This is a genomic window from Streptomyces californicus, from assembly GCF_000717645.1.
GTDB classification, from domain to species: domain Bacteria; phylum Actinomycetota; class Actinomycetes; order Streptomycetales; family Streptomycetaceae; genus Streptomyces; species Streptomyces californicus.
Genome location: NZ_JNZZ01000019.1, coordinates 131,280 through 158,263, shown reverse-complemented (window position 1 = coordinate 158,263; position 26,984 = coordinate 131,280). Strand labels below are relative to the sequence as shown.

Here is a 26,984-nt window from a genome sequence, read left to right as displayed (position 1 = left end):
CGATCACCGAGCCGCTACGACTGATCAGGAGCCCCCATGCCCCATCCAGGACGCCACCGGCCACGTCTGCGTGGCCGTGCCTGTGCCGCGGCCGCCGCACTGGCCCTCCTCGCCACCGGCTGCGCCGGGGCCGGCGGGACCTCCTTCGGCGGCGGCGACGCGCTGAACGTACTGATGGTGAACAACCCCCAGATGGTCGAGCTGCAGAAGCTGACCGCGAAGCACTTCACCGCGAAGACCGGCGTCAAGGTGCACTTCACGGTGCTTCCCGAGAACGACGTGCGCGACAAGATCAGCCAGGACTTCTCCAACCAGGCCGGTCAGTACGACGTCGCCACCATCAGCAACTTCGAGCTGCCGTTCTTCGCCGAGAACGGGTGGCTGAGTCCCCTCGACTCGTACGTGGAGGCCGACACCGCCTTCGACCAGAAGGACATCCTCCAGCCGCTGCGGGACTCGTTGACGGCTGAGGACGGCAAGCTCTACGCCCAGCCGTTCTACGGCGAGTCGTCCTTCCTCATGTACCGCAAGGACGTCTTCGAGAAGCAGGGCCTCACCATGCCCGAGAAGCCGACCTGGCAACAGGTGGCGAAGCTCGCCGAGCGGGCGGACGGGGCGGAGCGCGGGATGAAGGGCATCTGCCTGCGCGGGCTGCCGGGCTGGGGCGAGGTCATCGCCCCGCTCACCACCGTCGTCAACACCATGGGCGGCACCTGGTTCACCGAGGACTGGGAACCGCGCCTGACGGCACCGGAGTTCAAGAAGGCGACGAAGTTCTACGTCGACCTCGTGCGCGAGCACGGGGAGTTGGGCGCCCCGCAGTCCGGGTACGCCGAGTGCCTGAACAACATGACCCAGGGCAAGACCGCCATGTGGTACGACGCCACCGCGGGCGCCGGCTCCCTGGAGGCCGAGGGCTCCCCCGTCAAGGGAAAGATCGGGTACGTCCCCGCCCCGGTCGAGCGGACCAAGAGCTCGGGGTGGCTGTACACCTGGGCCTGGGGTCTGCAGAAGGCGTCGAAGAAGACCGACGACGCCTGGAAGTTCGTCTCCTGGGCCTCCGGCAAGGAGTACGAGGAGCTGGTCGGTTCCACCAGCGGCTGGTCCAACGTCCCGGCGGGCAAACGGGCTTCCACCTACGCCCATCCCGACTACCGGGCGGAGGCGGGGGCGTTCGCCGACGTCACCGAGCGGGCCATCTCCGAGGCCGACCCGATGAACCCGGGCACCCAGCCCCGCCCCACGGCGGGCATCCAGTTCGTCGGCGTACCGGAGTTCACCGACCTGGGGACCAGGGTGGCGCAGGAGATCAGCGCCGCTATCGCGGGCCGCCAGTCGGTGGACGCCGCGCTCGCCACCTCCCAGAAGCTGGCCGAGAAGGTCGCGGAGGAGTACCGATGACCGTCACCGAGACAAGGGAGGCCGCCGCGCCTCCCCGGGCACCGGAGAAGAAGCCGGCCGGCGCCCGGCGGCGCGCGTGGGCGACCCGCGCTCCCCTGCTGCCCGCCCTGATCTTCCTCATCGCCGTCACCCAACTGCCCTTCGTGGCGACCCTGGTGATCTCACTCTTCGACTGGAACTCCCTCAAGCCGGAGAAGCGCCACTTCACCGGGTTCTCCAACTACGCCTCGGTCTTCACCGACGAGGCGCTGCGCGAGTCGGTCGTGACGACCGTCGTGCTCACCGCGTCCGTCGTCATCGTCAGCGTGGTGCTGGGGCTCGCCTTCGCGCTGCTGCTCAACCGCGCCTTCTTCGGCCGGGGATTCGTGCGCACGCTGCTGATCACCCCGTTCCTGCTGGTGCCGGTCTCGGCGGCGCTGCTGTGGAAGCACGCGCTCTACAACCCGGAGTACGGGCTGTTCAACGGGGCGCTCACCTGGTTCGGCGACCTGTTCGGCATCGAGTCGATCGCGCAGCCGGAGTGGACGTCCGAGATGCCGCTGATCGCCATCGAGGCGGCACTGGTGTGGCAGTGGACGCCGTTCATGATGCTGATCCTGCTCGCCGGGCTGCAGAGCCGCCCCGCCGAGATCATCGAGGCCGCGCGGCTGGACGGGGCGGGCCCGTGGCAGATCTTCCGCCATCTGACCCTGCCGCATCTGCGCCGCTACCTCGAACTCGGCATCCTGCTCGGGTCGGTGTACATCGTGCAGAACTTCGACGCGGTGTTCACCATCACCTCCGGCGGTCTCGGCACCGCCAACCTCCCCTACACCGTCTACGAGACCTTCTACCGGGCCCACGAGTACGGGCTGGCGTCCGCGGCGGGCGTGGTCGTGGTGATCGGCACGATCATCATCGCCACCTTCGCGCTGCGGGTGGTCTCCTCCCTCTTCCGTGAGGAGGCGAGCCGCGCATGAGCGCCTCGACCGTGACACCAGCCGCCCCCGCGTCCGCCGACGCCACGACCCGCAGGGCCCGGCGCCGCTCGGCCGCCCTGGGAGTGGCCGCCTGGGTCGTCGGCATCGGGTTCTGCCTGCCCGCCCTGTGGATGGTGCTGACCTCGTTCCACGCGGAGGCGGACGCGGCGACCAACCCGCCGTCGGTCGCCGCCGCCCTGACGCTGGACGGCTACCGCACCTTCTTCGGCGGCGGGGGCGGCCCGACGCCGTGGCCGCCGCTGGTCAACTCGCTGGGGGCGTCGTTCTTCTCGACCGTCCTGGTCCTGCTGCTCGCCCTGCCGGCCGCGTACGCGCTCTCCATCCGTCGGGTGCGCAAGTGGACGGACGTGATGTTCTTCTTCCTGTCCACGAAGATGCTCCCGGTGGTCGCCGGGCTGCTGCCGGTGTACCTCTTCGCGAAGAACGCGGGGCTGCTGGACAACATCTGGCTGCTGGTCCTGCTCTACACCTCGATGAACCTGCCGATCGCGGTGTGGATGATGCAGTCCTTCCTCGCGGACGTGCCCGTCTCCATCATCGAGGCGGCGCAGGTCGACGGGGCCCGGCTGCCGACGGTGCTGCGCCGGGTCGTCGCGCCCGTCGCCGGTCCGGGGATCGCCGCGACCGCTCTGATCTGCTTCATCTTCAGCTGGAACGAGCTGTTGTTCGCACGGGTGCTGACCGGTGTGGTCGCCGGCACCGCGCCCGTTCACCTGACCACCTTCGTCACCAGCCAGGGGCTCTTCCTCGCCCAGCTGTGCGCGGCGTCCGTGGTCGTGTCCCTGCCGGTGCTCGTCGCCGGCTACGCCGCCCAGGACAAACTCGTCCAGGGCCTCTCGCTGGGAGCAGTCAAATGAGGGCAGCCATCGTCGAAGCCGTCGGCAAGGTCTCGGTGACCACCGTCCCGGATCCCGTGCCCGGACCCCGCGACGTGGTCGTGAAGGTCGCCTCGTGCGGGCTGTGCGGGACCGATCTCCACATCCTCCAGGGCGAGTTCGCCCCGACCCTGCCGATCGTGCCGGGTCACGAGTTCGCCGGGGAGATCGTCGGCCTCGGCCGGGACGTCACCGAGCTGTCCGTCGGCGACAAGGTGGCCGTGGACCCTTCGCTGCACTGTCACGAGTGCCGCTACTGCCGGTCGGGGCGCGGCAACCTGTGCGACAACTGGGCGGCGATCGGTGTCACCGTGCCCGGTGGCGCGGCCGAGTTCGCGGTGGCGCCCGTCGCCAACTGCGTACGGCTGCCGGACCACATCGACGTGCGGGACGCGGCTCTGATCGAGCCGTTGTCCTGCGCGGTGCGGGGGTACGACGTCCTCAACGGCAACCTCGGGGCCCAGGTGCTGATCTACGGGTCGGGGACGATGGGGCTGATGATGCTGGAGCTGGCCAAGCGCACCGGCGCCGCGTCGGTGGACGTGCTGGACGTCAACGCCCAGCGGCTGGCGACCGCGACGACCCTGGGGTGCACGGGCGCCGCGGCCCGCGCCGACGAGCTGGACCGGCCGGGCGGCTGGGACGTCGTCATCGACGCGACGGGCAACGCGGCGGCGATCCAGGACGGGCTGGGTCGGGTCGCCAAGGGCGGTACGTTCCTCCAGTTCGGGGTCTCGGACTACGCCACGACGGCGGTGATCGAGCCGTACCGGATCTACAACCAGGAGATCACCATCACCGGGTCGATGGCGGTCCTGCACAGCTACGAGCGGGCCGCGGCGCTCTTCGCGAGCGGGGTGCTGGACGCGTCGGTGTTCATCAGCGACCGGCTGCCGCTGGAGCAGTACCCGCAGGCCGTCGAGCGTTTCCAGGCGGGCATCGGCCGCAAGATCGTGGTGGAGCCGTGACGGACGTGCCGGCCGACGGTCCCGGGCGGGAGCGCACGGTCCTCGTGGCCGGCGAGGCGCTGGTGGACCTGGTCCCGGCCGGGGACGACGCCGGGGTCCGGGTCGCCCAGCCGGGCGGCGCGCCGGCGAACGTCGCGGTGGGCCTGGCCCGGCTCGGCGGGCAGCCGTCGTTCCTGGGCGGGCTCGGGGACGACGTGTTCGGCGACCGCGTCGAGGCGTGGCTGTCCGGGGCGGGCGTCGATCTGTCGCTGAGCGCCCGCCCGGCGCTGCCCACGGCGCTCGCGGTGGCCGACCCGGGGGCCCACGGGAACACGTACCGCTTCCACCTCGGGAACACGGCGACCTTCGCGCTGCCCGACCGGACGGCGGACGTGGGGCGCTTCGGCGCCGTGTACGCGGGCGGGCTCGCCGCGGTCGTGGAGCCGGCGGCCGGCGTGGTGGCGGGCCTCGCGCGGGAGGCCGCCCGTACGGGGCTGCTCGCGGTGGATCCCAATGTGCGCGAGGACCGGACCCTGGACCCGGCGAAGAGCCTGGAGCGGTTGCGGGAGCTGTGCGCGCTGGCGGGGGTGGTGAAGGCAAGCGACGAGGACCTGGTGCGGCTGTGGCCGGACGCCGACCCGGAGGAGAGCTGCCGGGAGCTGGCGGCAGGGGGGCGGCTGGTGGTGATGACCCGGGGTGAGCGGGGCGCCACGGCCTATGTCCACGGCGCCGCCGCGGTCTCGGTACCGGCGCGGCCGGTGCGGGTCGTGAACACCATCGGCGCGGGTGACGCGTTCATGGCGGGGATGCTGACCTGGCTCGGGACGGCGGCCGGCTGGGACACGGAGCTGTCCGCCGGGGCGACGAAGGCGATGCTGGAGTACGCGGCCGGGACGGCGGCGTCGGTCTGCGCCAGGGCGGGAACGGAACCCTCGGCGCCGCCCGGGGTGTGAACCCGGCGTCCACCGGGCATCAGGAGGTGGACCCGAGTTCCGCACGGCCCTCCCTCGGCCCACGGAAACCGCCGAGGCCCCGACAGGCCGTCGCCTGTCGGGGCCTCGGCGCGTTCTCAGCTCTGCGGCCGGCTGCCGTGGTTCGCGGCGTTCTTGCGGCGGGCCTTCTTCTTACGACGTCGCTTCGAGGACATCGAACCCTCCTTTTCTGCTCGGTGCTCCATTGCGGACGGTCCAGCGGGTGGTGCCACCCGTGATCAACGGGCCGCCTACCCACCCACACCGTGGCAAACCCCCGCGGCGTGTGCAACCGGCGGCCCGTGGCCGGGCAGGGGTGGACTGATGTGCGGGAGGGCACCGGGCGCATCGCACCCGGCGGGCGGCCCCGCGTCCTCAGGGCCGATAGCGCAGGGGGTGGTCGTCCGGCACCTGGACGACGGCGATGCGCACTCCGTCGGGGTCCTCGATCCACATCTCGACCAGTCCCCAGGGTTCGCGGCGGGGCGGGCGCAGGACGGTCACGCCGTTCGCCCGCAGTTCCTCGTGCGCGGCCTCGGCGTCGTCGACCTGGAGCCAGATCCGTACGGAGGGCGAGGGCCGGGCCTCGCTCCTGCCGGACAGTTCCAGGAATCCGCCGCCGAGGAAGTAGACCGTGCCGCGTTCGGGGCCGGTGCCGAACTCCCGGTACACGGCGAGGCCCAGGGCTTCGCCGTAGAAGGCGCGCGAACGCTCGGGGTCGGTGGGTCGGAGCAGAATCCTGCTGCTCAGTACGTGCACCATGGCCCCGAGCGTACGCCTTCCGCCCCGTGGGGCGGCCGTGTCACCGGTGTCAGTTGGTCAGTTCGTCGACGAAGTCCTCGGTGCACCGGTCCTCGGCCGACTGGCTGGTGGCCTTGTCCACGCAGTCCTCGAAGTTCTTGAACTCCTGGGAGTCGAAGACGGAGATGGCCGCCACGAGGACGATCGCGGAGCCGATCAGACCGAGGGCGCCGAACACGGTGCCGACGATCGCCATCACCCGGCGCGGGGCGCGGCCCTGGCGGGTGCGGAGTGCGGCGACGATGCCGAAGATCACCGCGAGCAGGCCGAGCAGCAGTCCGCCGACGATGGTCCAGAAGAACAGGCAGGCGAGGAGGCCGAGCACGAGGGCCGCGACCGCGAAGCCGTTCGTCCGCGCGGGCGCCTGCCCGCCGTAGGGGTCGTGGTGGCCGGCGGACTGTCCCGGGTACGAGGCGTCCGGGTACGAGGGAAGGGACATCGGGGCGGTGCTCCTGTTCTCCTGGATTCCGTTGCACCTGCCCAGTGGCCCGGCCGTCAACCGCCGTTCGGGTAACGCTACGGCAACTGAATCCCCTGGCCGGCGTCCTCTCTGCGCAGCCGGGCGGACAGGTGGTGCTGGAGCGGCAGGCCGACCGCGGCGAGGTCGTGGACGAATTCGAGCGTGTCGGGGTCCGTCAGCGCGTAGCGGCGGCGGGTGGCGTCGACCTGTTTGGCGGTGGGGGCGAGGGAGACCTGCTCGGTGGCGAGGTCGACGGTCCCGTCGAGGGCGTGGCCGGACAGGATCTCCGCGATGCCGGTCGGCTGGGTGATCAGGGCCTCCGTCCGCCCCTCCGGCAGCATCCGCCACCATCCGGTCTCCCGGGCCGAGGGCCGCAGCGGGTTCCCGTCGGCGTCGAGCAGCCAGGCGCGGGCCTCGTAGGCGAGGAAGGGGCGCCCGTCGTGGCTGAACGTGATCTCCTGGGCGTACGTGAAGCCCGCCTCCAGCGTCGGATCCCCGCCGCTCCCCGTGCCCCGCCAGGTGCCGAGGTAGCCGGTGACCGGGCCGAGCAGGGGGTGCGGGGCGGGGGCCGCGTCGGGGCGGAGGGCGTCGGGGAAGGGGAGGTCGCGGTCGGGGCGGTTCATACGGGGTGTGCTCCTGGGCCGGCGGGCGTTACCGGGTCGCAGCCTAGGCGCTGCCGTGAGCACGCGGGCCCCGCACCCGGGGTGCGGGGCCCTCGGCGATCGGGGTCAGTTGTGGGCGAGGAGGGCGTTCCCGTCGAGGCGGGCGCCATGCGCCCTGCGTGAGCGTGCTGTTGCGATGCCGACGAGGGCGCCCCCTCGGGGCGCCCTCAGATGGGCGGCGCGTGGCGGGGACCCTCTCACAGCGGATCGGCCTTCATGCGCTCCGCCAGACTCCTGGGCCGCAGGTCGGTCCAGTTCTGCTCCACGTAGTCCAGGCATGCTTGGCGGGTGTCTTCCGGGTGGGCCACGGTCCAGCCCGCAGGCACCGCTGCGAAGGCCGGCCACAAGGAGTGCTGCCCCTCGTCGTTGACGAGAACCAGGAAGGCACCGTCCTCGTCGTCGAACGGATTGGTCATCTCATCCCCCTGGGAAGATAGGTAAGGCTACCGTTACCTGATCGTCGATCAGCGTACCCGCCCGCTCAGCGGCTGACGCACCGAACGCGGCAACGGTGAGAAGTGAAGCGGTAATCCGCCGCCCGCCCGGGGCGGACGGGCCGCCGGGCTCCCGGGTCAGAGGCCGAACTCGCTGAGCCGGGCCTCGTAGCGGATGGTGACGTCCACGGTGTCACCGCCGGGGCCGTCCCACAGGGCCTCCAACTCGGCGCGCACGGAGTCGGGCAGCGCCTCGTACCGCTCGGACCAGGTGTCGGAGTTCGGTATCCAGTAGCCGACGACCTTGAAGCGGTCCGCCGGGAGCCCGAGGTCGCGGCGGAGGTAACGGCGCACCGCGCGCAGGGCGTTGGTCTCCCCCGCGACCCAGACGTAGCCGCCGGCGAGGTCCGTGCCGGGCGGTACGGCGGCGGCCACCAGGTCGGCCAGACGGCTCGGCCCGTGGCCGTTCCCGCCGTACGTCCAGGTCACCTTGGAGTCGGGCAGCTCGCGCAGCGGCAGTACGGCGGAGGGATCGGGCGCCTCCAGCACCACCCGGGTCCGGACGTGGTCCGGGGTGTTCTCCAGCAGGCGGGCGACGGCGGGGAGCCCGGTCTGGTCGGCGACCAGCACCTGCCAGGCGAGGTCGTCGGGCGGGCTGTAGAGGCCGGTGGGGTCGTTGAGGCCGATGACGTCCCCGGGCCGCGCCCCGGCGGCCCAGGTGGAGGCGATCCCGCCTTCGTGCAGGACGAAGTCGATGTCGATCTCGCCGGCCTCGGGCCGCACCTCGCGGATCGTGTAGGTGCGCATCGGTGCGACGGGCTGCCCCTCAGGGGTCTCCCAGCCGCCCTGCTCGGTCGTCCGGGGCAGCGAGACGTCGGTGCGGTCCGGGCCGTGCGGGAGGAAGATCCGCACGTACTCGTCGCCGGTCCCGGTGGTCCGGAAGTCCTTGACGCCTTCGCCGTGGAGGGTGACGCGGGTCATGGTCGCGGTGAGCGGTCGCACTCGGGCGACGACGGCTCGGTGGATCGTCATGGACACTGCCCCTTCGTACGCGTGGTCGGCTTGAACGCCTCGCCCGCCGGGACGAGAAAACCGAATCGACTTAGGCCAGCCTAACCTTTCGCGGCCCCTGCTTCGAGAGCGCGTTGGCCCCCCGCCTCCGCACCGTGCCACACTCCTGCGCATGCCCATCAGATACCCCCGCCCCCTGCGGCCCGGTGACCGTGTCGGCGTCACCTCCCCGTCCAGCGGAGTGCCCGACGCGCTGCGCGAGCGGCTCGCCGTCGCGGTACGGACGGTGGAGGCGCGGGGGTACGAGGTCGTGACGGGCCGGTGCATGGACGGCTCCGGGCACGTCAGCGCGCCGGCCGCGGACCGGGCGGCGGAGCTGATGGACCTGTTGACGGACCCGGGCGTCCGGGCCGTGGTCCCGCCGTGGGGCGGGGAGACCGCGATCGATCTGCTGGCGCTGCTCGACTGGGAGCGGCTGCGGGCGGCCGAGCCGACGTGGCTGGTGGGCTACTCGGACCTGTCGACCGTCATGACGCCGCTGACCCTGCTCACCGGGGTCGCGACCGTGCACGGCAACAACCTGATGGACACCCCCTACGGCCCCCCGGACGGGCTGGCGTCCTGGCTGGACGTCGTCGCCGCGCCACCGGGCCACCGATTCACCCAGATTCCGCCGGAGCGGCACCGGGCCGACGGCTACGACGACTACGCGCTGCGCCCGGACGTCCGCACGTTCACGCTCGACACGCCGGGCCGGTGGACCCGGCTGGACGGCGGCGGCGACGTGGACGTCGAGGGCCGGCTCGTCGGGGGCTGCGTCGAGATGCTGGCGAACGTGGCGGGCACGCGGTACCTCGACACCGCGGCCTTCGCCCGGACGCACGCACCGGAGGGGCTGCTCGTGTATGTGGAGGCGGGCGGTGACGACGCGTTCGCGATCTGCCGCAATCTGCACGGGATGCGGCTGGCCGGGTTCTTCGACGCGGCCAACGCCGTGCTCGTCGGCCGGACCTCGGCCCCGGACACGGCGTCACTCACCCAGCACGCGGCCGTACTGGAGGCGCTCGGTCCACTCGGCGTGCCGATCGTCGCCGATGTCGAGTGCGGCCATGTGCAGCCGTACCTCCCCCTGGTCAACGGTGCGCGCGCCCGCGTCGTGCACACGTCGGCCTACAGCGAACTCACGCAGACCCTGGACTGAGCACAGGCGGTCGCCCCCGGCCCGGTTCCCCGCGGTCACGCGCGACGCCCCCCATGAGCGTCCGTGGGGGGCGTCGCGCGTGACCGCGTGGGGAAGACGGCTCACTCCTCCGCGAGGACGGCGTCGATCTCGCCGAGGAAGTCCTCCAGGTCGCCCGGGTTGCGGGAGGTGATCAGCGGCCAGCCCGAGGCGTCGTCGCGGACCACCGGCTTGTCGACCCAGGTGCCGCCCGCGTTGGTGATGTCGGTGCGCAGCGAGGCGTACGAGGTCAGCGTCTTGCCCTGGACGTAGCCGCCCTCGATCAGCGCCCACGGCCCGTGGCAGATGGCGGCCACCGGCCGTCCGGAGGCGGCGAACGAGCTGACGATGCGGGTGGTGGCGTCCTCCAGGCGCAGCGAGTCGGCGTTCAACGTGCCGCCCGGGACCAGCAGGAGGTCGTACGCGGCGGGGTCGACGCCGTCGAGCGTGAGGTCGGGCCGCACGGTGTCGCCGGGATCGCGGTCGCCGACGAGGGTGCGGATGTCGTCGGTGGAGACCGCCGCCACGCTGACCTGCGCTCCGTGGTCGCGCAGGTGGTTCACGGGGACGACGAGTTCGTCCTGCTCGACGCCGTAGTTGGTGACGATGGCCAGGATGCGGTGGTCGCCGAGAGCGTTGGTGGGCATGGTCTGCTCCGTTCCTCTGGTGTCGTTCGCCCGGGGTGGTTCATCCGGGGTGGTTCATGCGGTCCGCGCCTGCGGGCGCTATGGGGCGGGCGTGCCCGCCGGCCCCTCCGTCAGGGGTTCGCCCGCCGTGATCCGGACGCATTCGGCGACCGTCTCACGCAGGCTCCCGGTCCGTTCGAGGATCCCGCGCTGGATCCGTGCCCCGTTCCCCCGCCGGTCCACCTCGGCCAGCGCCTTCTCGACGGCCTCCAGATCGCCGCTGTCCTTCAGCGCGTCCCGTACGTGGTCCAGCAGGCTCAGCAGGACCTCGCCCGCGGGCTCCGGCCGCAGTGTGCGGGGGTGGAGCAGCCGGTCGTCCAGGCCCGAGCGGCCCGCCTGCCAGGAGGCGACCCGCAGCAGGCCGGCGCTGGTGTCCGGCACGGGGCGGCCCTCCCGCCACTCCCGTGCGGACGTCTCCACCAGGCCGCGCACCAGCGTGGCGAGCAGCACGGTGTCGGCCGGGTCCAGGCAGACGTCCGCGACCCTCACCTCCACGGTGGGGTACCGGTGGGAGAGGCGCGCGTCGAAATAGATCATCCCCTCGTCCCGGAGCGCGCCGGTGGCGACCAGGGACCGGACCCGGGCGTGGTACGCCTCGGCCGATCCGTGGATCTCCACCGGGCCCGCCGACGGCCACCGGCCCCAGACCTGGCTGCGGTAGCTGCCGTAGCGGGTGTCCTTGCCCTGCCAGAACGGGGAATTGGCGCTCAGGGCGAGCAGGACCGGCAGCCAGACGCGCATCCGGTCGAGCACGGCGACGCCCTCCTCGTCGGACTCCACCGAGACGTGGACGTGGCAGCCGCAGGTCAGCTGTTCCTGGGCGGTGAGCCCGTAGTGCTCGGCCATCCACCGGTAGCGCTCCCCCGCGCCGATCTCGGGGCTGACCGGGAGCGGCGAGGTGGCCAGCGCCGCGACCGACGCGCCGGCCTGTTCGGCGTGGCGCACCGCTTCGGCGCGCCAGCGGCGGACCGAGTCCCCGAGCTCTCCCATGTCCGCGCAGGGGTGCGTGGAGAATTCCAGTTGCTGGCGGTGCAGTTCCGACTCGAAGGCCGACTCCCCGTCCGCCCTGCGCTCGGCGATCGCCAGCACCGCCGAGGAGAGCGCCCGCGCCTCCCCGCTGTCCGCGTCGACCAGCAGCAGTTCCTCTTCGACGCCCACCGTACGGGTCACAGCACCCTCCCCTTGTCTCCGGTCGGCGGTGGTCAGGCGGAAAGGACGGAGTCGTCCTCGGGCCGGGCGCCGGGCAAGCGGTGGCGGGCCGCGACCAGGGCGCTGTCGACGTCCGCCGTGCCGGTGGAGACGCAGAGCGTGTACGCCACGTCGTCCATGCGCTGACGCGCCTCCGCACTGCCGCTGTCCGCGTGCAGGACGCGGAGCACCTCGTACTGCTCGACGAGGTTGCGCAGGACCGTGGGGTGGGCCATCAGCATGGAGGGTTCCTTCCGCCGGATTCATCGGTGACGTCGTGCGCCCGGGTGGGGCACGGCCACGGGTACCCGCGCAACGGCGTGCCACACACGGCGTGCGGCGCGTGATCGGTGCGACCGCGCGGCGGCGGCCCGGCGCTCCCAATATGGCCGTACGCCGGGACGCGCGCATCTTCTCCGCGCCCCCCGGACGGGTGGCCGACGCCTCACCGGGGCGGGTGAGTGGTTCGCCCGGGAACGGGTACCCACCAGGTCGCATCACCCATCCCCGGTCCCCCGGGGCAGCACGGAAGGAAGCTCTCATGACCGACCGCAGGCCGGAAGGCACCGCCTACACCGGAGCTGCCGGCAGCCCTCCTCCCGTACCGGCGGACATGCCGGACCAGCAGACCCAGGAGGGTGAGGACGCTCTCGACATACCGGTTCCGGACCGGGTGGCCCGCGAGGGCGATCCCGAGCTGGACGAGGCGGGGGCCGGCCGGGACGCCCCCCGCAACGCGGGCGCGCACCCGGAGGAGCACCCGGCCCCGGACGAGTCGACGGGCTGACGACCGTCCGGCTCACTCCCGCGACGCACGGCTGCCCCGGCCCTTCGGAAGGGCCGGGGCAGCCGTGCGTCGCGATCAGTGGTGTCCGCGCGCGCTGCTCGACGCGCCGGAGAACAGCCTGGCCACCGCCCGGAAGGGCAGGGTGACCACGGTGGCGACGGCTCCCCCGATGGAGCGGAGCACGTCCGCGATGGCCTTCAGCATGGGTCGGCCCTCCGTTCTCGCTCCCGGAGGCTTCCCGGGGCGTTCGGTTCGAGGGCCACCGCGTACCCATGCCACCGCGCCCCAATCGGATCACGGCCGACGGAGTCGGATCGGGACCGCGGCGGACGGGACCGGCGGGAGTGGGAGGAGGGTCCTTCCGGCGCGGCCCGCCGCCCCGGCCGCTGTTTGTCCGGTTTCATCTCCGGGTACCCGCGCCCCGGCCCGGACGGCGAGGCCGGGCGCCGCGGCTGAGGAGGCATGCGCATGAGCAGAGACGAACCGGTGCTGGGGACGGTCTCCACCCGGGTCCCCGCCCGGCTGGACCGGCTTCCCTGGTCGCGATGGCACTGGATGATCGTGATCGGCCTCGGAACCGTGTGGATCCTCGACGGCCTGGAAGTCACCGTGGTCGGCAACATCGCGAGCCGCCTGTCCGAGGACGGCAGCGGCCTGGCCATCACGGACGCCCAGGTCACCGGGGTCGCGGCCGCGCTGTACGTGGCGGGGGCCTGTTCCGGGGCGCTGTTCTTCGGCCGCCTCACCGACCTCTACGGCCGCAAGAAGCTGTTCCTGGTGACGCTGGCCGTCTACCTCGGGGCGACCGCGATGACCGCGGTCTCCTTCTCGCCGTGGTGGTTCTTCCTCTTCCGCTTCCTCACCGGGTTCGGCATCGGCGGGGAGTACGCGGCCATCAACTCCGCCATCGACGAGCTGATCCCCAGCAAGTACCGGGGCCGGGTCGACCTCATCATCAACGGCAGCTACTGGTTCGGCGCCATGGGCGGGGCCCTGCTGTCGGTGCTCGCCCTGAATACGGACATCTTCCCGAAGGACATCGGCTGGCGGCTCACGTTCGCGCTCGGCGTGATCCTCGGCCTGGTCATCCTCCTCGTCCGCCGCCACGTTCCGGAGAGCCCCCGGTGGATGTTCATACACGGGCGCGGGGAGGCGGCGGAACGCCTCGTGGACGACGTGGAGCGCACGGTCGAGCGGGAGAAGGGGCGGCCCCTCCCGGAGGCCGCCTCGGAGATCACCATCCGGCAGCGCAGGAGCGTCGGGTTCGTCGAGATCGGCCGGAGCGTCTTCCGGGACCATCCCCGGCGGGCCACGCTCGGCTTCGCCCTCTTCGTCGGCCAGGCGTTCCTCTACAACGCCATCACCTTCGGGTTCGGATCCATCCTGGTGAAGTTCTTCGACGTCTCCAGCGGGGTCACCGGGTACTTCTTCGCCGTCATCGCGTTCGGCAACTTCCTCGGCCCCCTCCTGCTCGGCCGCCTGTTCGACACGTGGGGGCGTCGCCCGATGATCGCGGGGACGTACATCCTGTCCGGGGTGCTGCTGTTCGGGACGGCGTGGCTGTTCGGGGCGGGGCTGCTGACCGCCACCACCATGACGCTGTGCTGGTGCGCGGTCCTTTTCTTCGCCTCGGCCGGGGCGAGTTCCGCCTATCTGACGGTCAGCGAGATCTTCCCGATGGAGACGCGCGCCATGTCGATCGCGTTCTTCTACGCCATCGGCACCGCGGCCGGCGGGATCTCGGGGCCCCTGCTGTTCGCGAGCCTCACCGAGAGCGGTGTGGTCTCCGACGCCGTCATCGCGTTCTGCGTCGGGGCGGCGCTGATGGTGGCGGCGGGTGTGGTGGCGGTCTTCTTCGCGGTGCCCGCCGAGCAGCGCTCGCTGGAGGACATCGCCACGCCCCTGTCGGCCGTGGCCGGCGAGGGCGGCACGGGCGGCGGGCGAGGTGAGGCGGCGAAGGGAACCGGGAAGGACGTCGGGGACGGCCCCGCCGACGAGGGGCGTCCGCCCCTCTGACGGCGGGCCGGACGCCCCGGAGCCCCGGAACGCGTCGCGTCCCGGGGCTCCGGAGTCGGTCCACCCGGATCAGGCGGCGGTGATGTTCTCCGCCTGCGGGCCCTTCTGGCCCTGGGTGATGTCGAAGGTCACCGCCTGGCCTTCCTGGAGCTCACGGAAGCCGGAGGCGTTGATGTTGGAGTAGTGCGCGAAGACGTCCGGGCCGCCGCCGTCCTGCGCGATGAAGCCGAAGCCCTTTTCCGAGTTGAACCACTTGACGGTTCCGCTGGCCATGCCTGTACCTCTCAGCAGTAAACGGATCCGCACCGTGCGGATCCGGAGGTGATCGCCCTGGTTCTCAGGCACTGCACAGCAAAACGCCCGCGCCAGGCGCGGGCAGGTACTGCGAACCACGACATCTGTCGGCGACGCTACACGGCGAGATCACTCCTCACCAGAGAGCAACGCCATTTTGCTGCGGATCACTCACCCCGTCGCCGGCCCGTACGGCTGCCGTGACACCCCGTTCACGGCCGCCCGGAACCGCGCGCCACCCCGCGCGCCCACAGGACCAGCGGCAGTTGCAGGGGCAGGCGCGCACAGGCCGCGAGCCGTTGGGGGCGGGGGCGGTCGCGCCAGTCGACCGCCATCTGCACATTGGCCGGAAACACACCGACGAGGAAGCCCGCGGTCGCCCGGGCGGCCAGGGGGCGCGTCCGGGGGTGGGCGAGCCCCGCGGCCAGGGCGAGTTCGACCGCTCCGCTGGCATAGGTCCAGGTCCGCGCCTTGCCGGGCAGGATGCGGGGCACGGTCGGGTCGAAGACCTTCGGGGCCGCGAAGTGGAGCAGGCCCGCTCCCCCCATGAGTCCGGCGAGCAGGGCGGCGGAACGCTTCTGGCGCGACATGGTTCTCCTCGTGCGACGACCCGAACAAAACTTACCTGCAAGTAAGTTACGGGTTTCCGCACCGCCGCGCACCCCCATCGGCACCCCGGATCACCCGGCGGCGGACGGGAACGTCACTGGATGAACCGGGGCAGCCAACGGGCCTGGTAGTCGGGGTGGCCCGCGTACTCGGCGGCGAGCTGGCGTACCGCGAAGCCCAGACCCACGGCCCGGCCGGAGCGGAAGTCCTCGGCCGGGCGGTCGGTGTCCAGGTCGGCCACCTCGACGTACTCGCCGAGCATGACCCGGTTGGTCTCGATGCGCTCCAGGGTCCGGGCGGGGTCCTGCAGCGCGATGTGCTGGTCGAAGCCCCGGCCCCGTACCGTGAACGCCACGCCGCCGGTGCGGTCGTGGACCTCGCCCGGCACGTCGGCCGGGCACCGCCATCGGTCCCCGCCGGCGGCCAGTGCGACCTGTTCCTCGTCGGCGAGCCGCGCCGTGACGAAGGCCACCATGTCTGCGTTGGCGCCCATGTGGATGCCGCTCCCTTGCGCTGATGAATCGCTGCACTCGCTACGGGGAGCATTCTGGTGGAACCGGCGCGACGCGATCCACCTCCGCATCCGGTTCACCCCACCGTGTCCCCCGGGCCGTCCGCGTTCCGCGCCGCCAGGGCGGCGAGCACCCGGTGCAGCGGCTCGGTCCTGCGCCGCCGGTACTCCTGCACCGCCCACCCGTTGCCGTCCGGGTCGGTGAAGTACAGGAAGGTGGCGCCGTCGTCGGGCGAGTACCGCTGCGGCTCGCTCACCTCGACGCCCCGGCCGACGAGTTCGGCGTACGCGGCGTCGATGTCGGTGACGCAGAGCTGGAGACCGTGGTACGAGCCCGGCCGCGGGGTTCCGGTCGGGCTGGGCAGACCGTCGGTCAGCGCGATCGAACAGCCGGACCCGGGCGGTGTCAGCTGGACGACGCGGGCGCCCGGCATGACCTCGGCGTCGATGTCGACGTGGAAGCCGACCTTGTCCCGGTAGAAGTCCCGGGCGCGGTCGAGGTCGGTCACGGGGAGCACGATCACTTCGAGGGTCCAGTCCATGGCTCAACGCCCCTTCGCGGGTCGGTCGGTGTCGGGGCCGGCGCCCGGCCCGGTCTCGGCGTCCTCGCCCGCGCCCTCCCCCGCGAGCGGCGTCGCGCCGCCCTGGAGGCGGGCCAGGTCGCTGGAGCGCACCTGGATGACGAAGAGCGCGACGAGGGCCGCGAGCACGGCGAAGCAGGCGGCGACGACGAAGGCGCTGGAGACACCCGAGGTGAGGACCTGATCGCCCCAGGGCGAGGGCAGTTGGCCGGTCCTGCGGAACTCCAGGAGCTGGGCGGGGGTGCCCTCGCGGAGGAACTTCGGCACCTGGTCGGACGCCTCGTTGCGGCTCGCCGTGCCGAACGTCGTGACCAGGATCGAGAGGCCCAGGGAACCGCCGACCTGCTGGGTGGCGTTGAGGACGCCGGAGGCGGCGCCCGCCTCCTTCGGGGCGACGCCGGAGACCGCCATCAGGGTCAGCGACACGAACTGCATGCCCATGCCGAAGCCGAAGACGAGCATCGGTCCGAGGATCGAGCCGAGGTAGGTGCTGTGGACGTCGGTCAGCGTCAGCCAGCCGAGCCCGGCGGCGGCCAGGAGCGCGCCCACCACCATGAAGGGCTTCGGCCCCCACTTGGGCAGCAGTTGCGAGGCCAGCCCGGCGCTCACGGCGATGACCGCGCTCACCGGCAGGAAGGCGAGCCCGGCCCTGAGCGGGCTGAACTCGAGGACGTTCTGCACGAAGAGCGTCAGGAAGAAGAACATTCCGAACATCGCGGCGGCGAGGCTGAGCATCATCGCGTACGACCCGGCGCGGTTGCGGTCGCGGAACATCCACAGGGGGGTGATGGGCTGCTTCGAGCCGCGCTCGACCAGGATGAACACGGCGAGCAGGACCACGGCGGCGGCGAACGAGCCGAGGGTCAGCGCCTCGGTCCAGCCCTCCTCGGACGCCCTGATGAACCCGTAGACGAGCAGCACCATGCCGGCCGTCGAGGTGAGCGCGCCGGCGATGTCGAAGTGGCCGGGGCGGCGCTCCGATTCAGGGATGAACCGGGGTGTGGCGAGGGCGATCAGCAAGCCGATGGGGACGTTGACGAACAGGACCCAGCGCCAGTCCAGCCACTCCACCAGCACCCCGCCGGCGAGCAGTCCGATCGCGCTGCCGCCCGCCGAGACGGCCGCGAACACCCCGAAGGCGCGGTTGCGTTCGGGGCCCTCGCGGAAGGTCGTGGTGATCAGCGACAGGGCGGTGGGCGAGGCGATCGCGCCGCCGACGCCCTGGAGGGAGCGGGCGGCGAGCAACTGCCAGCCCTCCTGGGAGAGCCCGCCGAGCAGCGAGGCGAACACGAAGAGGAGCACGCCGAAGATGAAGACCCGGCGGCGGCCGAGGATGTCGCCGAGCCGTCCGCCGAGCAGCAGCAGGCCGCCGAAGGTCAGCGTGTAGGCGTTGACGACCCAGGACAGGTTCTCGGTGGAGAACCCGAGGTCCTTCTGCATGTGCGGCAGCGCGATGTTGACGATGGTGACGTCGAGCACCACCATCAGCTGGCAGGAGGCGATGACCAGCAGGGCCAGTCCGCCCCGGTTCCGGTCGTGTGCGGTGGCCGTGGGCGCGGGTGTCGCGCGGGAGCCCGTCATGGTGGAGTTCGTCCTCCCTGCCGGGGGCGGTGCGCCGCGTACGCGCGGGCGCTCACCCGATCGACGGTATGCCCGAACCGGGGGCCCCGCCATTCGGACGGCCGGCCGTCCCGGCCCGGCGTCTCACTGGAGCGCGTGCACGGCGCCGCGGAACACGGCGGGCGCCCGATGGGCCGCGGCGACGATGATCCGCCCGGCGGCTGGGCGCCCCGCCGCGCCGACGAGGGCCGCGGTGAGCCACCGGTGGCGCCTGGTGACCCGCGCCCACCGGCGGGGGTATTCCTCGGGCCGTCCGGCGGCCAGGCAGTCGACCGCGGCCGTCGCGGTGGCGACGGCGAGGGCGATGCCCTCGCCGGTCAGGGCGTCCACGTAGCCCGCGGCGTCGCCGACCAGCAGCACCCGCCCGGCCCGCCGGTCGTGTGCCGACTGGCGCAGCGGTCCGGCCCCGCGCACGGTGGTGGCCCCCGGTACGTCCGCGAGCCGGGCGGCGAGAGCGGGAAAGGCCGCCAGGTGGCCGTCGTAGGGGCGGCGGTCACGGCTCAGCACGGCCACGCCCACCAGGCGGTCGCCGACCGGGGTCACGTACGCCTCGCCGTGCGGGGACCAGTGCACCTCGACGTGGTCGGTCCACGGGGCGACGGGAAAGTGCCGGCGCAGTCCGTAGCGTCCCGGCCCGGACGCGGGCCGGTCCAGGCCCAGGGCGCGGCGCAGCGGCGAGTGGAGGCCGTCGGCCGCGATGAGCCAGCGCGCGGTGAGTCCGGCGGCGGTGACGGCGTGCTCGTCCTGCCGGACGCCGTGCACCTTGGCGTCGACGACGCGTACACCGAGGGCGGCTGCCCGCTCCCGCAGGGCGGTGTGGAGCTCGGTGCGCCGCACGCCCGCGCCGGGTCCGTCCCGGAAGGCCGCTTCCGCGCTGTGCCGGCCGTCGGTGTAGCGGATGCCGCGCAGCTCCCGGCCGCCGACCCGTACGCCGAGGGCGCGCAGGGCCGCCACGCCGCCCGGCATGATGCCCTCGCCGCACGCCTTGTCGAGGGGGGTGGCGCGCGGCTCGACCACCACGGCCTCCAGGCCCGCCGACGCGGCCCGGATGGCGGCGGCCAGCCCGGCGGGCCCGCCGCCCGCGACGAGGACGTCGATCATGCCCGGGCGTCCGCGGCCGCCGGGTGCGCGAGCGCCCCGTCCTCGCACCGGATCCGTACGGTCAGCAGCGCCGCGTTCAGGGCGGTGAACACGAGGGCGGTCAGCCACGCCCCGTGGGCCAGCGGCAGCGCGATCCCCTCGGCGGCGACGGCGACGTAGTTGGGGTGGCTCAGCCACCGGTAGGGGCCGCCGGCGACCCTGGGCAGGCCGGGGACGACGATGACGCGGGTGTTCCAGCGGGGGCCGAGCGTCCGGACGCACCACCAGCGCAGCCCCTGGGCGGCGAGCACGACGGCCACCATGGCCCAACCGAGCACGGGCGGAAAGGGGCGGTCGGCGAACCCGGTCTCCGCCAGGCAGCCGACGAGCAGCGCCGTGTGCAGCGCGACCATCGCCGGGTAGTGTCCGCTCCCCGCTTCGACGCCGCCCCGGGCACGGCTCCAGCGGGTGTTGCGGCGGGCCACGACGAGTTCGGCGAGGCGCTCGGCGGCGACGGCCAGCACCAGGAGGGTGTACCAGGTCATACGGGCGTCCGTTCCAAAGGCTCGCGGAGGCGGGGGTGTCGGTGCCGGGCGGGCGGGCGTCCGGGCCTGTGCGTCGGCTTCGGAGCCTCCGGCCCTGCTACCAGCGCAGCAGCACCAGTTCGCAGCAGAATCCGGGGCCCATGGCCAGCAGCAGTCCTGGGGTCCCCGGCTCCGGCCGGCGGTGTTCGACGGTGTCGCGGAGCACGTGGAGCACCGAGGCCGAGGAGAGGTTGCCGATGCCGGCCAGCGACCGCCAGGTGACGTCGAGCGCCCCTTCGCGCAGGTCGAGCACCTCGGTCACCGCCTCCAGCACCTTGGGGCCGCCCGGGTGGCAGACCCAGTGCGCCACGTCCTTCGGTTTGAGGCCGTGCTCGTCGAGGAACTCCCGTACGTCGTCGGCGAGATACCGGCGTACGACGTCGGGGACGGCCGGGTCGAGGACGACGCGGAATCCGGTGGAGCCGACGTCCCAGCCCATGACGTGCCCGGTGTCGGGGTACATCCGGCTGCGGGTGGCCACGATCTCCGGTCCCGCGACGGCCCGGCGCGCGCCGAGGGCGACCACCGCCGCCGCGCCGTCGCCGAACAGGCCGGTCGCCACCAGGTTGGCGGGCGAGGCGTCGTGGCGCTGGAAGGTGAGGGAGCACAGCTCGACGGAGAGCAGGACGGCCACCTCGTCCGGGTGGCCGAGCAGGTAGTCGTGCAGCCGGGCCGTGCCGGCGGCCCCGGCGACGCAGCCGAGGCCGAAGACGGGCAGCCGTTTGACGTCGGACCGCAGGCCGAGGCGGCCCACCAGCCGGGCGTCCACGGAGGGGGCCGCGATGCCGGTGACGGAGGTGAACATCAGCAGGTCCACGTCGGTGGGGCGCAGGCCGGCCGCCGACAGGGCGCCGCGTACAGCCCGTGCGCCCAGGTCGACGGCGGACCGGATGAACACGTCGTTGGCGGGGCCGAATCCGTCGAGGTCGCGGTAGCCGTCCAGGGGCAGGACGGTGTGCCGGGTGCGGACCCGGGCGTTCGCGTGCAGGCGGTCCAGGACGCGGCGGTCGGCGCCGGGCGGCAGGCAGGTGCGGGCCACCATGTCGGTGATCTCCGGCTGGGTGTGGCGGTGGGGCGGCAGAGCCCCGTGGACCGCGACGATGCGGGTCATCCTGCCTCCTGCTTCGGTGGCGTCATGCGCCCATCCTGCCCACAAAGCAACCTGAATCAGTGCAAACAACCCGCCCGGTCGCCGCTTTGACGGGTCGGCGGGCTCCTACGATCGCCCGATGGACGCCACGGACAGGGTGGGCACGACCGGCCCGACCGCACCGGAATCCGCCCCGCGCGTGAGGGTCGCGGGCCCGGCGGGGGCGGTGCGGCGGGGGCCGCTCGTCGGGCTCGCCCTGGCGTGCCACCCGGGGCCGGCGCTCGCGGTGACCGCGCTCGCCTGCGCCCTCGCCGTCGGCGCCGGGCTCGACGGCGCCCACGCCGCACTCGTCACGGCGGCGGTGCTGACCGGCCAGCTCTCGGTGGGCTGGTGCAACGACGCGTACGACGCCCGCCGCGACGCGCGGGCCGGCCGCCGGGGGAAGCCCGCGTCCGACGGGACGGTGCGGACGGGGGCGGTGTGGGCGGCGGCGGGCATCGCGCTCGCCCTGTGCGTACCGCTCTCCCTGGCGTGCGGCGGGCTCGCGGGTGCGGTGCACCTCGCCGCGGTGGCGGTCGCCTGGCTCTACAACCTGCGGCTCAAGGCGACCGCCCTGTCCTGGCTGCCGTACGTGAGCGGATTCGGGCTGCTCCCCGCCGCCGTGACGCTCACCCTGCCGGGCCAGCCGTGGCCCCGGTGGTGGACGGTGGCGGCCGGCGCGCTGCTGGGGCTGGCCGCCCATCTGGCCGACACCCTGCCGGACATCGCGGCGGACCGGGCGGCCGGCGTCACCGGACTCCCCCACCGGCTGGGCGCCGCGGGTACACGGCTGCTGCTGCCGTTGCCGCTCCTCGCCGCCGCGGCGGTGCTGGCGTTCGGCCCGCCGGGGCCGGTGGGCGCCGGGGGCGGGGCGGCTCTCGTGCTGGCCGGGGCGACGGCGGTGGCGGGTCCGGCCTGCGGTCGGCGGTGGCGGAAGGCCGCGCTGGGCGGCGCGGTGGCCGCTGCGGCGGTGGATGTGGGGCTGCTGGCGCTCCGGGGCTCGGCACAGGTCTGAAGCGCGGCGTGCGAACCACCTCGTGACGTCGCGTCACCTCGCTCCCGTGCCCTCCCGACGGGTGGTGCGCGCGGCGGCCGACGGCCCGAGCGGCTCCCGGTGCGGCGCGTCCCCGCCAGGCCGTCGGCCCCCGTCCTCCGGGGAGCTTTTGGTGGTGTCACGGCTCTGGGAAGTGCACGGCGGCGGGGCTACCCTCCGCGCATGATTCCCACGGTTGTCTGGGGTACCGGCAACGTCGGCCGCGCGGCGATCCGCGCCGTCGAGGCCCATCCGGCACTGGAACTCGCCGCCGTCCTCGTGCACGATCCCGCCAAGGTCGGCCGCGACGCGGGCGAGCTCGGCGGGGCCGGACGCACGATCGGGGTCGCGGCCACCGACGACATCGCCGCCGTTCTGGCCGCCCGCCCCCGCGCGGTGTTCTACGCGGCGTCCGGCGACATCCGTCCCGACGGCGCCCTCGCCGACATCGGGCGGGCGATCCGGGCGGGCGCGGTGGTCGTCACGCCCTCCCTCTATCCGCTCTACGACCAGCGCAACGCCCCGCCGGAGCTGCGGGACCCGCTCCTGGCGGCCGTGGCCGAGGGCGGCGGCTCCCTCTTCGTCTCCGGGGTCGATCCCGGCTGGGGCAACGACGTGCTGCCGCTGCTGGTCAGCGGTCTGGGCACCGAGGTGGAGGCGGTCCGCTGCCAGGAGATCTTCGACTACTCCACGTACGAGCAGGAGGATTCGGTCCGCCATCTGATCGGGATGGGGCACCCGATGGACTACCAGCCGCTGATGCTGGCGGAGGGGGTCCCGACCATGGTGTGGGGCGGGCAGATCCGGCTGATGGCGCGGGCGCTGGGCGTCGAACTGGACGATATCCGCGAGACCCTGGAGCGGCGCGCCCTGGAGGAGGAGGTGCGCACCCGCACGATGGGAGCGTTCGCGGCGGGCACCCAGGGCGCGGTGCGGTTCGAGGTCCAGGGCGTCGTGGGCGGTGAGCCCCGCATCGTCATCGAGCACATCACCCGTATCCACGCCTCGTGCGCCCCGGACTGGCCCTCGCCGCCCGACGGGGTGGGCGCCCACCGCGTGGTGATCGAGGGGCGGCCCCGTATCGAGGTGACGGTCGAGGCGTCCGACGAGGGCGAGAACCGGTCGGCGGGCGGGAACGCCACGGCGGTCGGGCGGCTCGTCTCGGCGATCGACTGGCTGGTGGAGGCGGAGCCGGGCCTGTACGACGCACTCGACGTACCGCTGCGGCCTGCGGTCGGCAGGCTGGGAAGGAGAGCGACATGATCATCGATATTCCGGAGGGCCAGGAGCCCATCGGCTACGTCTGGGGGGAGATGGTGCCCGGCATCGGCGTGGCCGCCGCCACGTTCTCGATGTCCGTGTACGAGCACACGACGCTGGGCCTGCGGGAGTTCGAGGCGGCCCGGCTGCGGGTGGCGCAGATCAACGGCTGCCTGTTCTGCCTGGACTGGCGGACCGAGCGGGAGGGGGCGAAGGTCGAGGAGGAGTTCGCCGACGCGGTGGCCCGGTGGCGCACGACCGACCTGTTCGACGAGCGGACCCGGCTCGCGGCGGAGTACGCCGAGCGGTACACGCTCGACCACCACGGTCTGGACGAGGCGTTCTGGGAGCGGATGACCGCACGGTACAGCCAGCGGGAGATCGTGGAACTGACGATGAGCATCGGCTCGTGGCTGGCGTTCGGGCGGCTCAACCATGTGCTGGGCATCGACGCGGTGTGCGTGCTGCCCGGTCACTGACGGAGTCCGGGGCCGCCGGGTTGGCACTCCCGGCCCCGGGCTCTCCGCTCGGTCCCGGCCTCGCGGGATCGCGGTTCGCCGTGGATCGCGGCTCCTCGTGAATCGCCTACAGGTCGGTGGCGATGATGCGCTCGATGTTGCGTTCCGCGAGCGCGGTGATGGTGACGAACGGGTTGACGCTGGTGTTTCCGGGGATCAGCGCGCCGTCGATGACGTACAGACCGGGGTGGCCGCGCAGTCGGCCGTAGTTGTCGGTGGCCTTGTCGAGCACCGCGCCGCCCAGCGGGTGGTAGGTGAGGTGGTCGCCCCAGATCTTGTGGACGCCGAAGAGGTCGCTCCGGTAGATCGTCCCCTCCTTCCTGTTGATCCGGTCGAAGATGGTCTTCGCCGCGTCGATGGACGGCTGCTTCCACGCCGTCTGCCAGTCCAGTTCGGCCCGGCCCGCCGCCGCGTTCCAGGTGAAGCGGGCACGGTGGGGGTTCTTGGTGATGGAGAGGTAGAACGAGGCCCACGTCTCGATCCCGGTGGGCAGCGGGGCGACTTCGGCGAACGCGCCGCCCGCGTCCCAGTTGTCGATGCCTCCGGTGGGAATGGACGCCTGGAGTTTGCCGGTGGGGTCCCAGAGGTGGTTGGCCCGGCCGCACATGACGTTGCCGTTGTCGCCCCAGCCCCTGCCGACCTCGTCGTTGAGGAGGGGCAGCGCACCGGTGGCCTTGAGGCCGACCAGCAGCTTGCTCGTGCCGACGCTGCCGGCGGCGAAGAACACCTTGTCCGCCGTGACCGTCTTGGTGGCGGTGGTCCGGCCCGTGGTGTCCAGTTGGTCGATGAGCACCGTGTAGCCGCCGCCCGGCGCCGGCGTCACGGTGGTGACTTTGTGGAGCGGGGAGATGGTGACCCGGCCGGTGGCCCTGATCCGGTCGATGTAGGTCTTCTGGAGGGACTTCTTGCCGTGGTTGTTGCCGTAGAGGATCTCCCCGTCCAGGGCGGACCGGGGAACGGTTCCGGCCGCTTCCCGCTTCATGTAGTCCCAGTCGTAGACGGCCGGGACGAAGAGGAAGGGGAAGCCGGCCCGCTGGGCGTGTTTCCGGCCGACCCGGGCGTACTGGTAGCAGTCGGCCTCCTCGAACCAGGCGGGGTCGATGGTGGTGACGCCCAGTCCGCTGTTGGCCCGCGGGTAGTAGGTGCTGTACATCTCCTCGGCGTCGACCGTGGGGAGGATCGCGCCGAAGTTCTCCCGGCGCGGGGTGACGGCCATGCCGCCGTTGACGAGGGAGCCGCCTCCGACGCCCCGCCCCTGGTAGACGGTGATGCCGCCGAACTCCTCGGCGTCCAGGATGCCGGTGTACCGGTTGACGTTCCGGTCGAGGGGGAAGCCGAGGAAGTTGCTGAGCGGCTGCTTGGTCCGGGTCCGCAGCCAGAAGGAGCGGTCGTCGGGCCTGGTGGTGTTGGCGAAGATCTTGCCGTCCGAGCCGGGGGTGTCCCAGGCCATGCCCATCTCGGCCATGTGGACGTCCGTGCCGGCCTGGGCGAGCCGGAGGGCCGCGACGCAACCGCCGTATCCGGTGCCGATGACGAGCGCGGGCACCCGGGATCCGGAGGCGATCGGCGCCGCTGCCGTACGGGGGGTCGCCCACGCCGACGGGATGGGTCCGGCCAGCGCCGCGGCACCGAGAAGAGAACCTGTTCCTGTGATGAATCGTCGACGCGAGAAGCCTGCTCTCCCGTCGTCCTTCAGGGAAGTGTCGTTCACGTGACCTCCCTCACTCTCTGTAGGGTGGAACAGGTTCTACTGCCGATCGCGCGGTAAGTCACGTGAAACCGGGGGGTAACTTCCCGGTACGCCGAAGGGCCCCGGACCGTGGGTTGTTCCAGCGGTCCGGGGCCCTTCAGGCGGTGGCGCGGGTGGATCAGTAGGCGCCGAAGACGTTGTCGATCGAGCCGTACCGGTCGGCGGCGTAGTTGCACGCGGCCGTGATGTTGGCGACCGGGTCGTAGCTGTCGGTCGAGGTGCCGGGCACGTGGTACGCCTGGAACGTCGGGTCGATGACCTGGAGCAGGCCCTTGGACGGGGTGCCCTTGACCGCGTTGGAGTCCCAGTTGTTGATCGCGGCCGGGTTGCCCGAGGACTCGCGCATGATGTTGCGGTGGATGCCCTCGTAGGTACCGGGGATGCCCTGCTCGGCCATGATCGCGAGCGACTCCTTGATCCAGCCGTCGAGGTCATTCGTGTAGGCGACGGCCTGCTTCTCGGCGGCCGGGGCGGCGTTCGCCACCGGGGCGGCGGCGATGCGCTCGGAGCGGTCGGCCCGGTCGGCCGCCGCACCGCGGGCGGCGGACGGGGAAGCCTTAGCGGCCTTGCCGTCGGAAGCCTTGGCGGAGGCGGCTCCGAGGGTCAGCTTGATTCCCGGGTGAATGAGATCGGGATTCTCGCCGACGATCTTCCGGTTGCCTTCGTACAGCTTCTCCCAGCCGCCGCTCACGGAATGCTCGCGAGCGATCTTGGAAAGAGTTTCGCCGGCCTTCACGGAATGCTGGGCGGGCGCGGCCTGCGCGGCGGAATTCGCCTGCGCCGACACGGCGGCGGGGGCGGGGGCCGCCTGCGGGGCGGCCGGCGTGGGGGCGGCGAAGGCGCTGGTGGCGCCGATCACCGGGAGGGCGAGAACGGCTCCACCGGTGGTCACGGCGGCGAGGCCGCGGCGCAGCGAGATGGTCCGGGTACGACGGTGCTTACCCTGTGCGGGCATGGGGAATTTCCTCTCCGGCGCCTACGAGGTGAGCTGTCGGGTTCAGACGGGAGATGCCTGGCCGCACAGTCGTGCGACTTCACCCCAAGCCGTTCCGGTCACGGATCGGCGACTTACCTGGGTCCCCCGCTCCTGCCGTACGTGAGTGGGTTTCGGATTCCCGGACGGCGGCAGGATTCGGCGTTCCATCCGGATTGACGGTGACCGTAGGCGAGAAACATCGGAGCGAACAAGCCCCGATTTCCGCATTCCCTTTTCTCCGCATGATCGAATAACGGAATGCGGGCATCGCGTCGCGCCGTCGCACCGTCAACTTTCCCCGAAAGAAGGGGAACCGATGGTTCCACTTCTGCGTCCGCCCGCATGGACGTGACGCTCACCACTTCTTCACACCCATGGCGAGAACGCGACCAAGCAAATGCCTTAGTGGGCCCAATAAGCCCCTTTATTCAACAGAAAGCCCAAACCACCCAAATCGCCCATACCGCCAGGACAAAACGGCTTGATCGGGCACTCCAGGCGGGGGCGGTCGAACGGTCGGCGAGTCGATCGCTTACGGTGTGGGGTGGAGACTAGTAAGCCCACCCTTACCTCCGACGTACGCTGTACCTGCCCGCGTTCG

31 protein-coding genes and 1 riboswitch are annotated in these 26,984 nt (G+C 72.4%); of the genes, 11 read left to right on the top strand and 20 right to left on the bottom strand.

The window, feature by feature from the left end; all coding sequences use genetic code 11:
* Positions 1-36: 36 nt before the first annotated feature.
* Genes IF19_RS0124715 through IF19_RS0124695 form a run of 5 tightly spaced genes read left to right on the top strand, consistent with a single transcriptional unit; the run spans position 37 to position 5,156 of the window.
* Positions 37-1,401 carry an ABC transporter substrate-binding protein gene (locus tag IF19_RS0124715; protein WP_030121398.1) on the top strand — a complete coding sequence of 455 codons (1,365 nt, stop codon included), beginning with the start codon at positions 37-39 and terminating at the stop codon, positions 1,399-1,401.
* Entirely contained in the window at positions 1,398-2,360 is a 963-nt protein-coding gene (locus tag IF19_RS0124710; RefSeq protein WP_030118549.1) for a carbohydrate ABC transporter permease, read from the top strand. The genes IF19_RS0124715 and IF19_RS0124710 overlap by 4 nt, the downstream gene beginning before the upstream one ends.
* Positions 2,357-3,238, top strand: coding sequence for a carbohydrate ABC transporter permease (locus IF19_RS0124705; RefSeq protein WP_030118548.1), 882 nt, complete (start codon positions 2,357-2,359; stop codon positions 3,236-3,238). The genes IF19_RS0124710 and IF19_RS0124705 overlap by 4 nt, the downstream gene beginning before the upstream one ends.
* Positions 3,235-4,224, top strand: a complete 990-nt coding sequence (locus IF19_RS0124700) for a zinc-dependent alcohol dehydrogenase family protein (protein ID WP_030276956.1) — start codon at positions 3,235-3,237, stop codon at positions 4,222-4,224. Before IF19_RS0124705 ends, IF19_RS0124700 begins: the two co-directional genes overlap by 4 nt.
* The gene (locus tag IF19_RS0124695) at positions 4,221-5,156 is read left to right on the top strand and encodes a carbohydrate kinase family protein (protein WP_050493917.1); all 936 of its coding nucleotides are present in this window, start codon (positions 4,221-4,223) and stop codon (positions 5,154-5,156) included. The genes IF19_RS0124700 and IF19_RS0124695 overlap by 4 nt, the downstream gene beginning before the upstream one ends.
* A 116-nt stretch (positions 5,157-5,272) precedes the next feature.
* On the opposite strand, the gene IF19_RS1000000139010 is transcribed toward IF19_RS0124695, so the two are convergent.
* The 6 genes from IF19_RS1000000139010 to IF19_RS0124670 form a co-directional block, all read right to left on the bottom strand.
* A complete protein-coding gene (locus tag IF19_RS1000000139010; RefSeq protein WP_472980334.1) occupies positions 5,273-5,350 on the bottom strand; it encodes a 50S ribosomal protein bL37 in 78 nt (25 codons plus the stop codon).
* 199 nt (positions 5,351-5,549) lie between these two features.
* Positions 5,550-5,936 (bottom strand): VOC family protein, encoded by a 387-nt coding sequence (locus tag IF19_RS0124690; RefSeq protein ID WP_030118545.1) that lies wholly within the window; start codon positions 5,934-5,936, stop codon positions 5,550-5,552.
* 49 nt (positions 5,937-5,985) lie between these two features.
* Positions 5,986-6,414: a DUF4190 domain-containing protein gene (locus IF19_RS0124685; RefSeq protein ID WP_030118544.1), complete on the bottom strand. Its 429-nt coding sequence runs from the start codon at positions 6,412-6,414 to the stop codon at positions 5,986-5,988.
* A gap of 77 nt (positions 6,415-6,491) precedes the next feature.
* Positions 6,492-7,058 (bottom strand): heme-binding beta-barrel domain-containing protein, encoded by a 567-nt coding sequence (locus tag IF19_RS0124680; RefSeq protein ID WP_030276954.1) that lies wholly within the window; start codon positions 7,056-7,058, stop codon positions 6,492-6,494.
* A 236-nt stretch (positions 7,059-7,294) separates the two neighbouring features.
* Positions 7,295-7,513 (bottom strand): MbtH family protein, encoded by a 219-nt coding sequence (locus IF19_RS0124675; RefSeq protein ID WP_030118541.1) that lies wholly within the window; start codon positions 7,511-7,513, stop codon positions 7,295-7,297.
* Positions 7,514-7,669: 156 nt separating this feature from the next.
* The gene (locus IF19_RS0124670; RefSeq protein WP_030118540.1) at positions 7,670-8,563 is read right to left on the bottom strand and encodes a siderophore-interacting protein; all 894 of its coding nucleotides are present in this window, start codon (positions 8,561-8,563) and stop codon (positions 7,670-7,672) included.
* 151 nt (positions 8,564-8,714) lie between these two features.
* Between IF19_RS0124670 and IF19_RS0124665 the strand changes: the two genes are divergently transcribed.
* On the top strand, positions 8,715-9,743 hold the full coding sequence (locus tag IF19_RS0124665; protein ID WP_032747896.1) for a S66 family peptidase: 1,029 nt from the start codon (positions 8,715-8,717) through the stop codon (positions 9,741-9,743).
* Between the two features lie 101 nt (positions 9,744-9,844).
* Here IF19_RS0124665 and IF19_RS0124660 read toward each other — a convergent pair whose 3' ends face one another.
* From IF19_RS0124660 to IF19_RS0124650, 3 genes are all read right to left on the bottom strand, one after another.
* Complete coding sequence (locus IF19_RS0124660; RefSeq protein WP_030118538.1) at positions 9,845-10,408, bottom strand: type 1 glutamine amidotransferase domain-containing protein; 564 nt, start codon at positions 10,406-10,408, stop codon at positions 9,845-9,847.
* A 78-nt stretch (positions 10,409-10,486) separates the two neighbouring features.
* Positions 10,487-11,617 (bottom strand): glutamate--cysteine ligase 2, encoded by a 1,131-nt coding sequence (locus tag IF19_RS0124655; RefSeq protein ID WP_050493301.1) that lies wholly within the window; start codon positions 11,615-11,617, stop codon positions 10,487-10,489.
* Positions 11,618-11,649: 32 nt separating this feature from the next.
* A complete protein-coding gene (locus tag IF19_RS0124650; RefSeq protein ID WP_030118536.1) occupies positions 11,650-11,877 on the bottom strand; it encodes a DUF5133 domain-containing protein in 228 nt (75 codons plus the stop codon).
* Positions 11,878-12,176: 299 nt separating this feature from the next.
* Here IF19_RS0124650 and IF19_RS0124645 point away from each other — a divergent pair, with 299 nt between their 5' ends.
* Positions 12,177-12,422, top strand: a complete 246-nt coding sequence (locus IF19_RS0124645; RefSeq protein ID WP_030118535.1) for a hypothetical protein — start codon at positions 12,177-12,179, stop codon at positions 12,420-12,422.
* A 75-nt stretch (positions 12,423-12,497) separates the two neighbouring features.
* Here the strand turns inward: IF19_RS0124645 and IF19_RS1000000138715 are convergent, their stop codons facing one another.
* A complete protein-coding gene (locus IF19_RS1000000138715; protein ID WP_252120214.1) occupies positions 12,498-12,626 on the bottom strand; it encodes an LPFR motif small protein in 129 nt (42 codons plus the stop codon).
* A 264-nt stretch (positions 12,627-12,890) separates the two neighbouring features.
* Between IF19_RS1000000138715 and IF19_RS0124635 the strand changes: the two genes are divergently transcribed.
* Positions 12,891-14,438, top strand: a complete 1,548-nt coding sequence (locus IF19_RS0124635) for an MFS transporter (RefSeq protein WP_030118534.1) — start codon at positions 12,891-12,893, stop codon at positions 14,436-14,438.
* A gap of 69 nt (positions 14,439-14,507) precedes the next feature.
* Here IF19_RS0124635 and IF19_RS0124630 read toward each other — a convergent pair whose 3' ends face one another.
* The 8 genes from IF19_RS0124630 to IF19_RS0124595 form a co-directional block, all read right to left on the bottom strand.
* Positions 14,508-14,711, bottom strand: coding sequence for a cold-shock protein (locus tag IF19_RS0124630; protein ID WP_030188562.1), 204 nt, complete (start codon positions 14,709-14,711; stop codon positions 14,508-14,510).
* Positions 14,712-14,944: 233 nt separating this feature from the next.
* Positions 14,945-15,322 (bottom strand): DoxX family protein, encoded by a 378-nt coding sequence (locus IF19_RS0124625; protein ID WP_030276952.1) that lies wholly within the window; start codon positions 15,320-15,322, stop codon positions 14,945-14,947.
* 113 nt (positions 15,323-15,435) lie between these two features.
* Positions 15,436-15,834 (bottom strand): DUF6221 family protein, encoded by a 399-nt coding sequence (locus IF19_RS0124620; protein ID WP_030118531.1) that lies wholly within the window; start codon positions 15,832-15,834, stop codon positions 15,436-15,438.
* Between the two features lie 95 nt (positions 15,835-15,929).
* A complete protein-coding gene (locus IF19_RS0124615; RefSeq protein ID WP_030276950.1) occupies positions 15,930-16,394 on the bottom strand; it encodes a VOC family protein in 465 nt (154 codons plus the stop codon).
* A 3-nt stretch (positions 16,395-16,397) separates the two neighbouring features.
* On the bottom strand, positions 16,398-18,014 hold the full coding sequence (locus IF19_RS0124610) for an MFS transporter (protein ID WP_050491139.1): 1,617 nt from the start codon (positions 18,012-18,014) through the stop codon (positions 16,398-16,400).
* A 123-nt stretch (positions 18,015-18,137) separates the two neighbouring features.
* The gene (locus IF19_RS0124605) at positions 18,138-19,154 is read right to left on the bottom strand and encodes an NAD(P)/FAD-dependent oxidoreductase (RefSeq protein WP_030118527.1); all 1,017 of its coding nucleotides are present in this window, start codon (positions 19,152-19,154) and stop codon (positions 18,138-18,140) included.
* Positions 19,151-19,678: an isoprenylcysteine carboxyl methyltransferase family protein gene (locus tag IF19_RS0124600; RefSeq protein ID WP_030118526.1), complete on the bottom strand. Its 528-nt coding sequence runs from the start codon at positions 19,676-19,678 to the stop codon at positions 19,151-19,153. Before IF19_RS0124600 ends, IF19_RS0124605 begins: the two co-directional genes overlap by 4 nt.
* A 97-nt stretch (positions 19,679-19,775) precedes the next feature.
* Complete coding sequence (locus tag IF19_RS0124595; protein WP_030118525.1) at positions 19,776-20,828, bottom strand: type III polyketide synthase; 1,053 nt, start codon at positions 20,826-20,828, stop codon at positions 19,776-19,778.
* 118 nt (positions 20,829-20,946) lie between these two features.
* On the opposite strand from IF19_RS0124595, the gene IF19_RS0124590 reads away from it, so the two are divergent.
* The 3 genes from IF19_RS0124590 (at position 20,947) to IF19_RS0124580 (ending at position 23,618) form a co-directional block, all read left to right on the top strand.
* Positions 20,947-21,861: a UbiA family prenyltransferase gene (locus IF19_RS0124590; protein ID WP_030276947.1), complete on the top strand. Its 915-nt coding sequence runs from the start codon at positions 20,947-20,949 to the stop codon at positions 21,859-21,861.
* 201 nt (positions 21,862-22,062) lie between these two features.
* The gene (locus IF19_RS0124585) at positions 22,063-23,142 is read left to right on the top strand and encodes an NAD(P)H-dependent amine dehydrogenase family protein (protein ID WP_030118522.1); all 1,080 of its coding nucleotides are present in this window, start codon (positions 22,063-22,065) and stop codon (positions 23,140-23,142) included.
* Positions 23,139-23,618, top strand: coding sequence for a carboxymuconolactone decarboxylase family protein (locus IF19_RS0124580; RefSeq protein WP_030118521.1), 480 nt, complete (start codon positions 23,139-23,141; stop codon positions 23,616-23,618). Before IF19_RS0124585 ends, IF19_RS0124580 begins: the two co-directional genes overlap by 4 nt.
* Positions 23,619-23,724: 106 nt before the next feature.
* Here the strand turns inward: IF19_RS0124580 and IF19_RS0124575 are convergent, their stop codons facing one another.
* Positions 23,725-25,368, bottom strand: coding sequence for a GMC oxidoreductase (locus IF19_RS0124575; RefSeq protein WP_170757413.1), 1,644 nt, complete (start codon positions 25,366-25,368; stop codon positions 23,725-23,727).
* Between the two features lie 157 nt (positions 25,369-25,525).
* Entirely contained in the window at positions 25,526-26,362 is an 837-nt protein-coding gene (locus tag IF19_RS0124570) for a transglycosylase SLT domain-containing protein (RefSeq protein WP_030118519.1), read from the bottom strand.
* A 3-nt stretch (positions 26,363-26,365) separates the two neighbouring features.
* A riboswitch (cyclic di-AMP (ydaO/yuaA leader) is annotated at positions 26,366-26,524 on the bottom strand.
* Between the last annotated feature and the right edge of the window lie 460 nt (positions 26,525-26,984).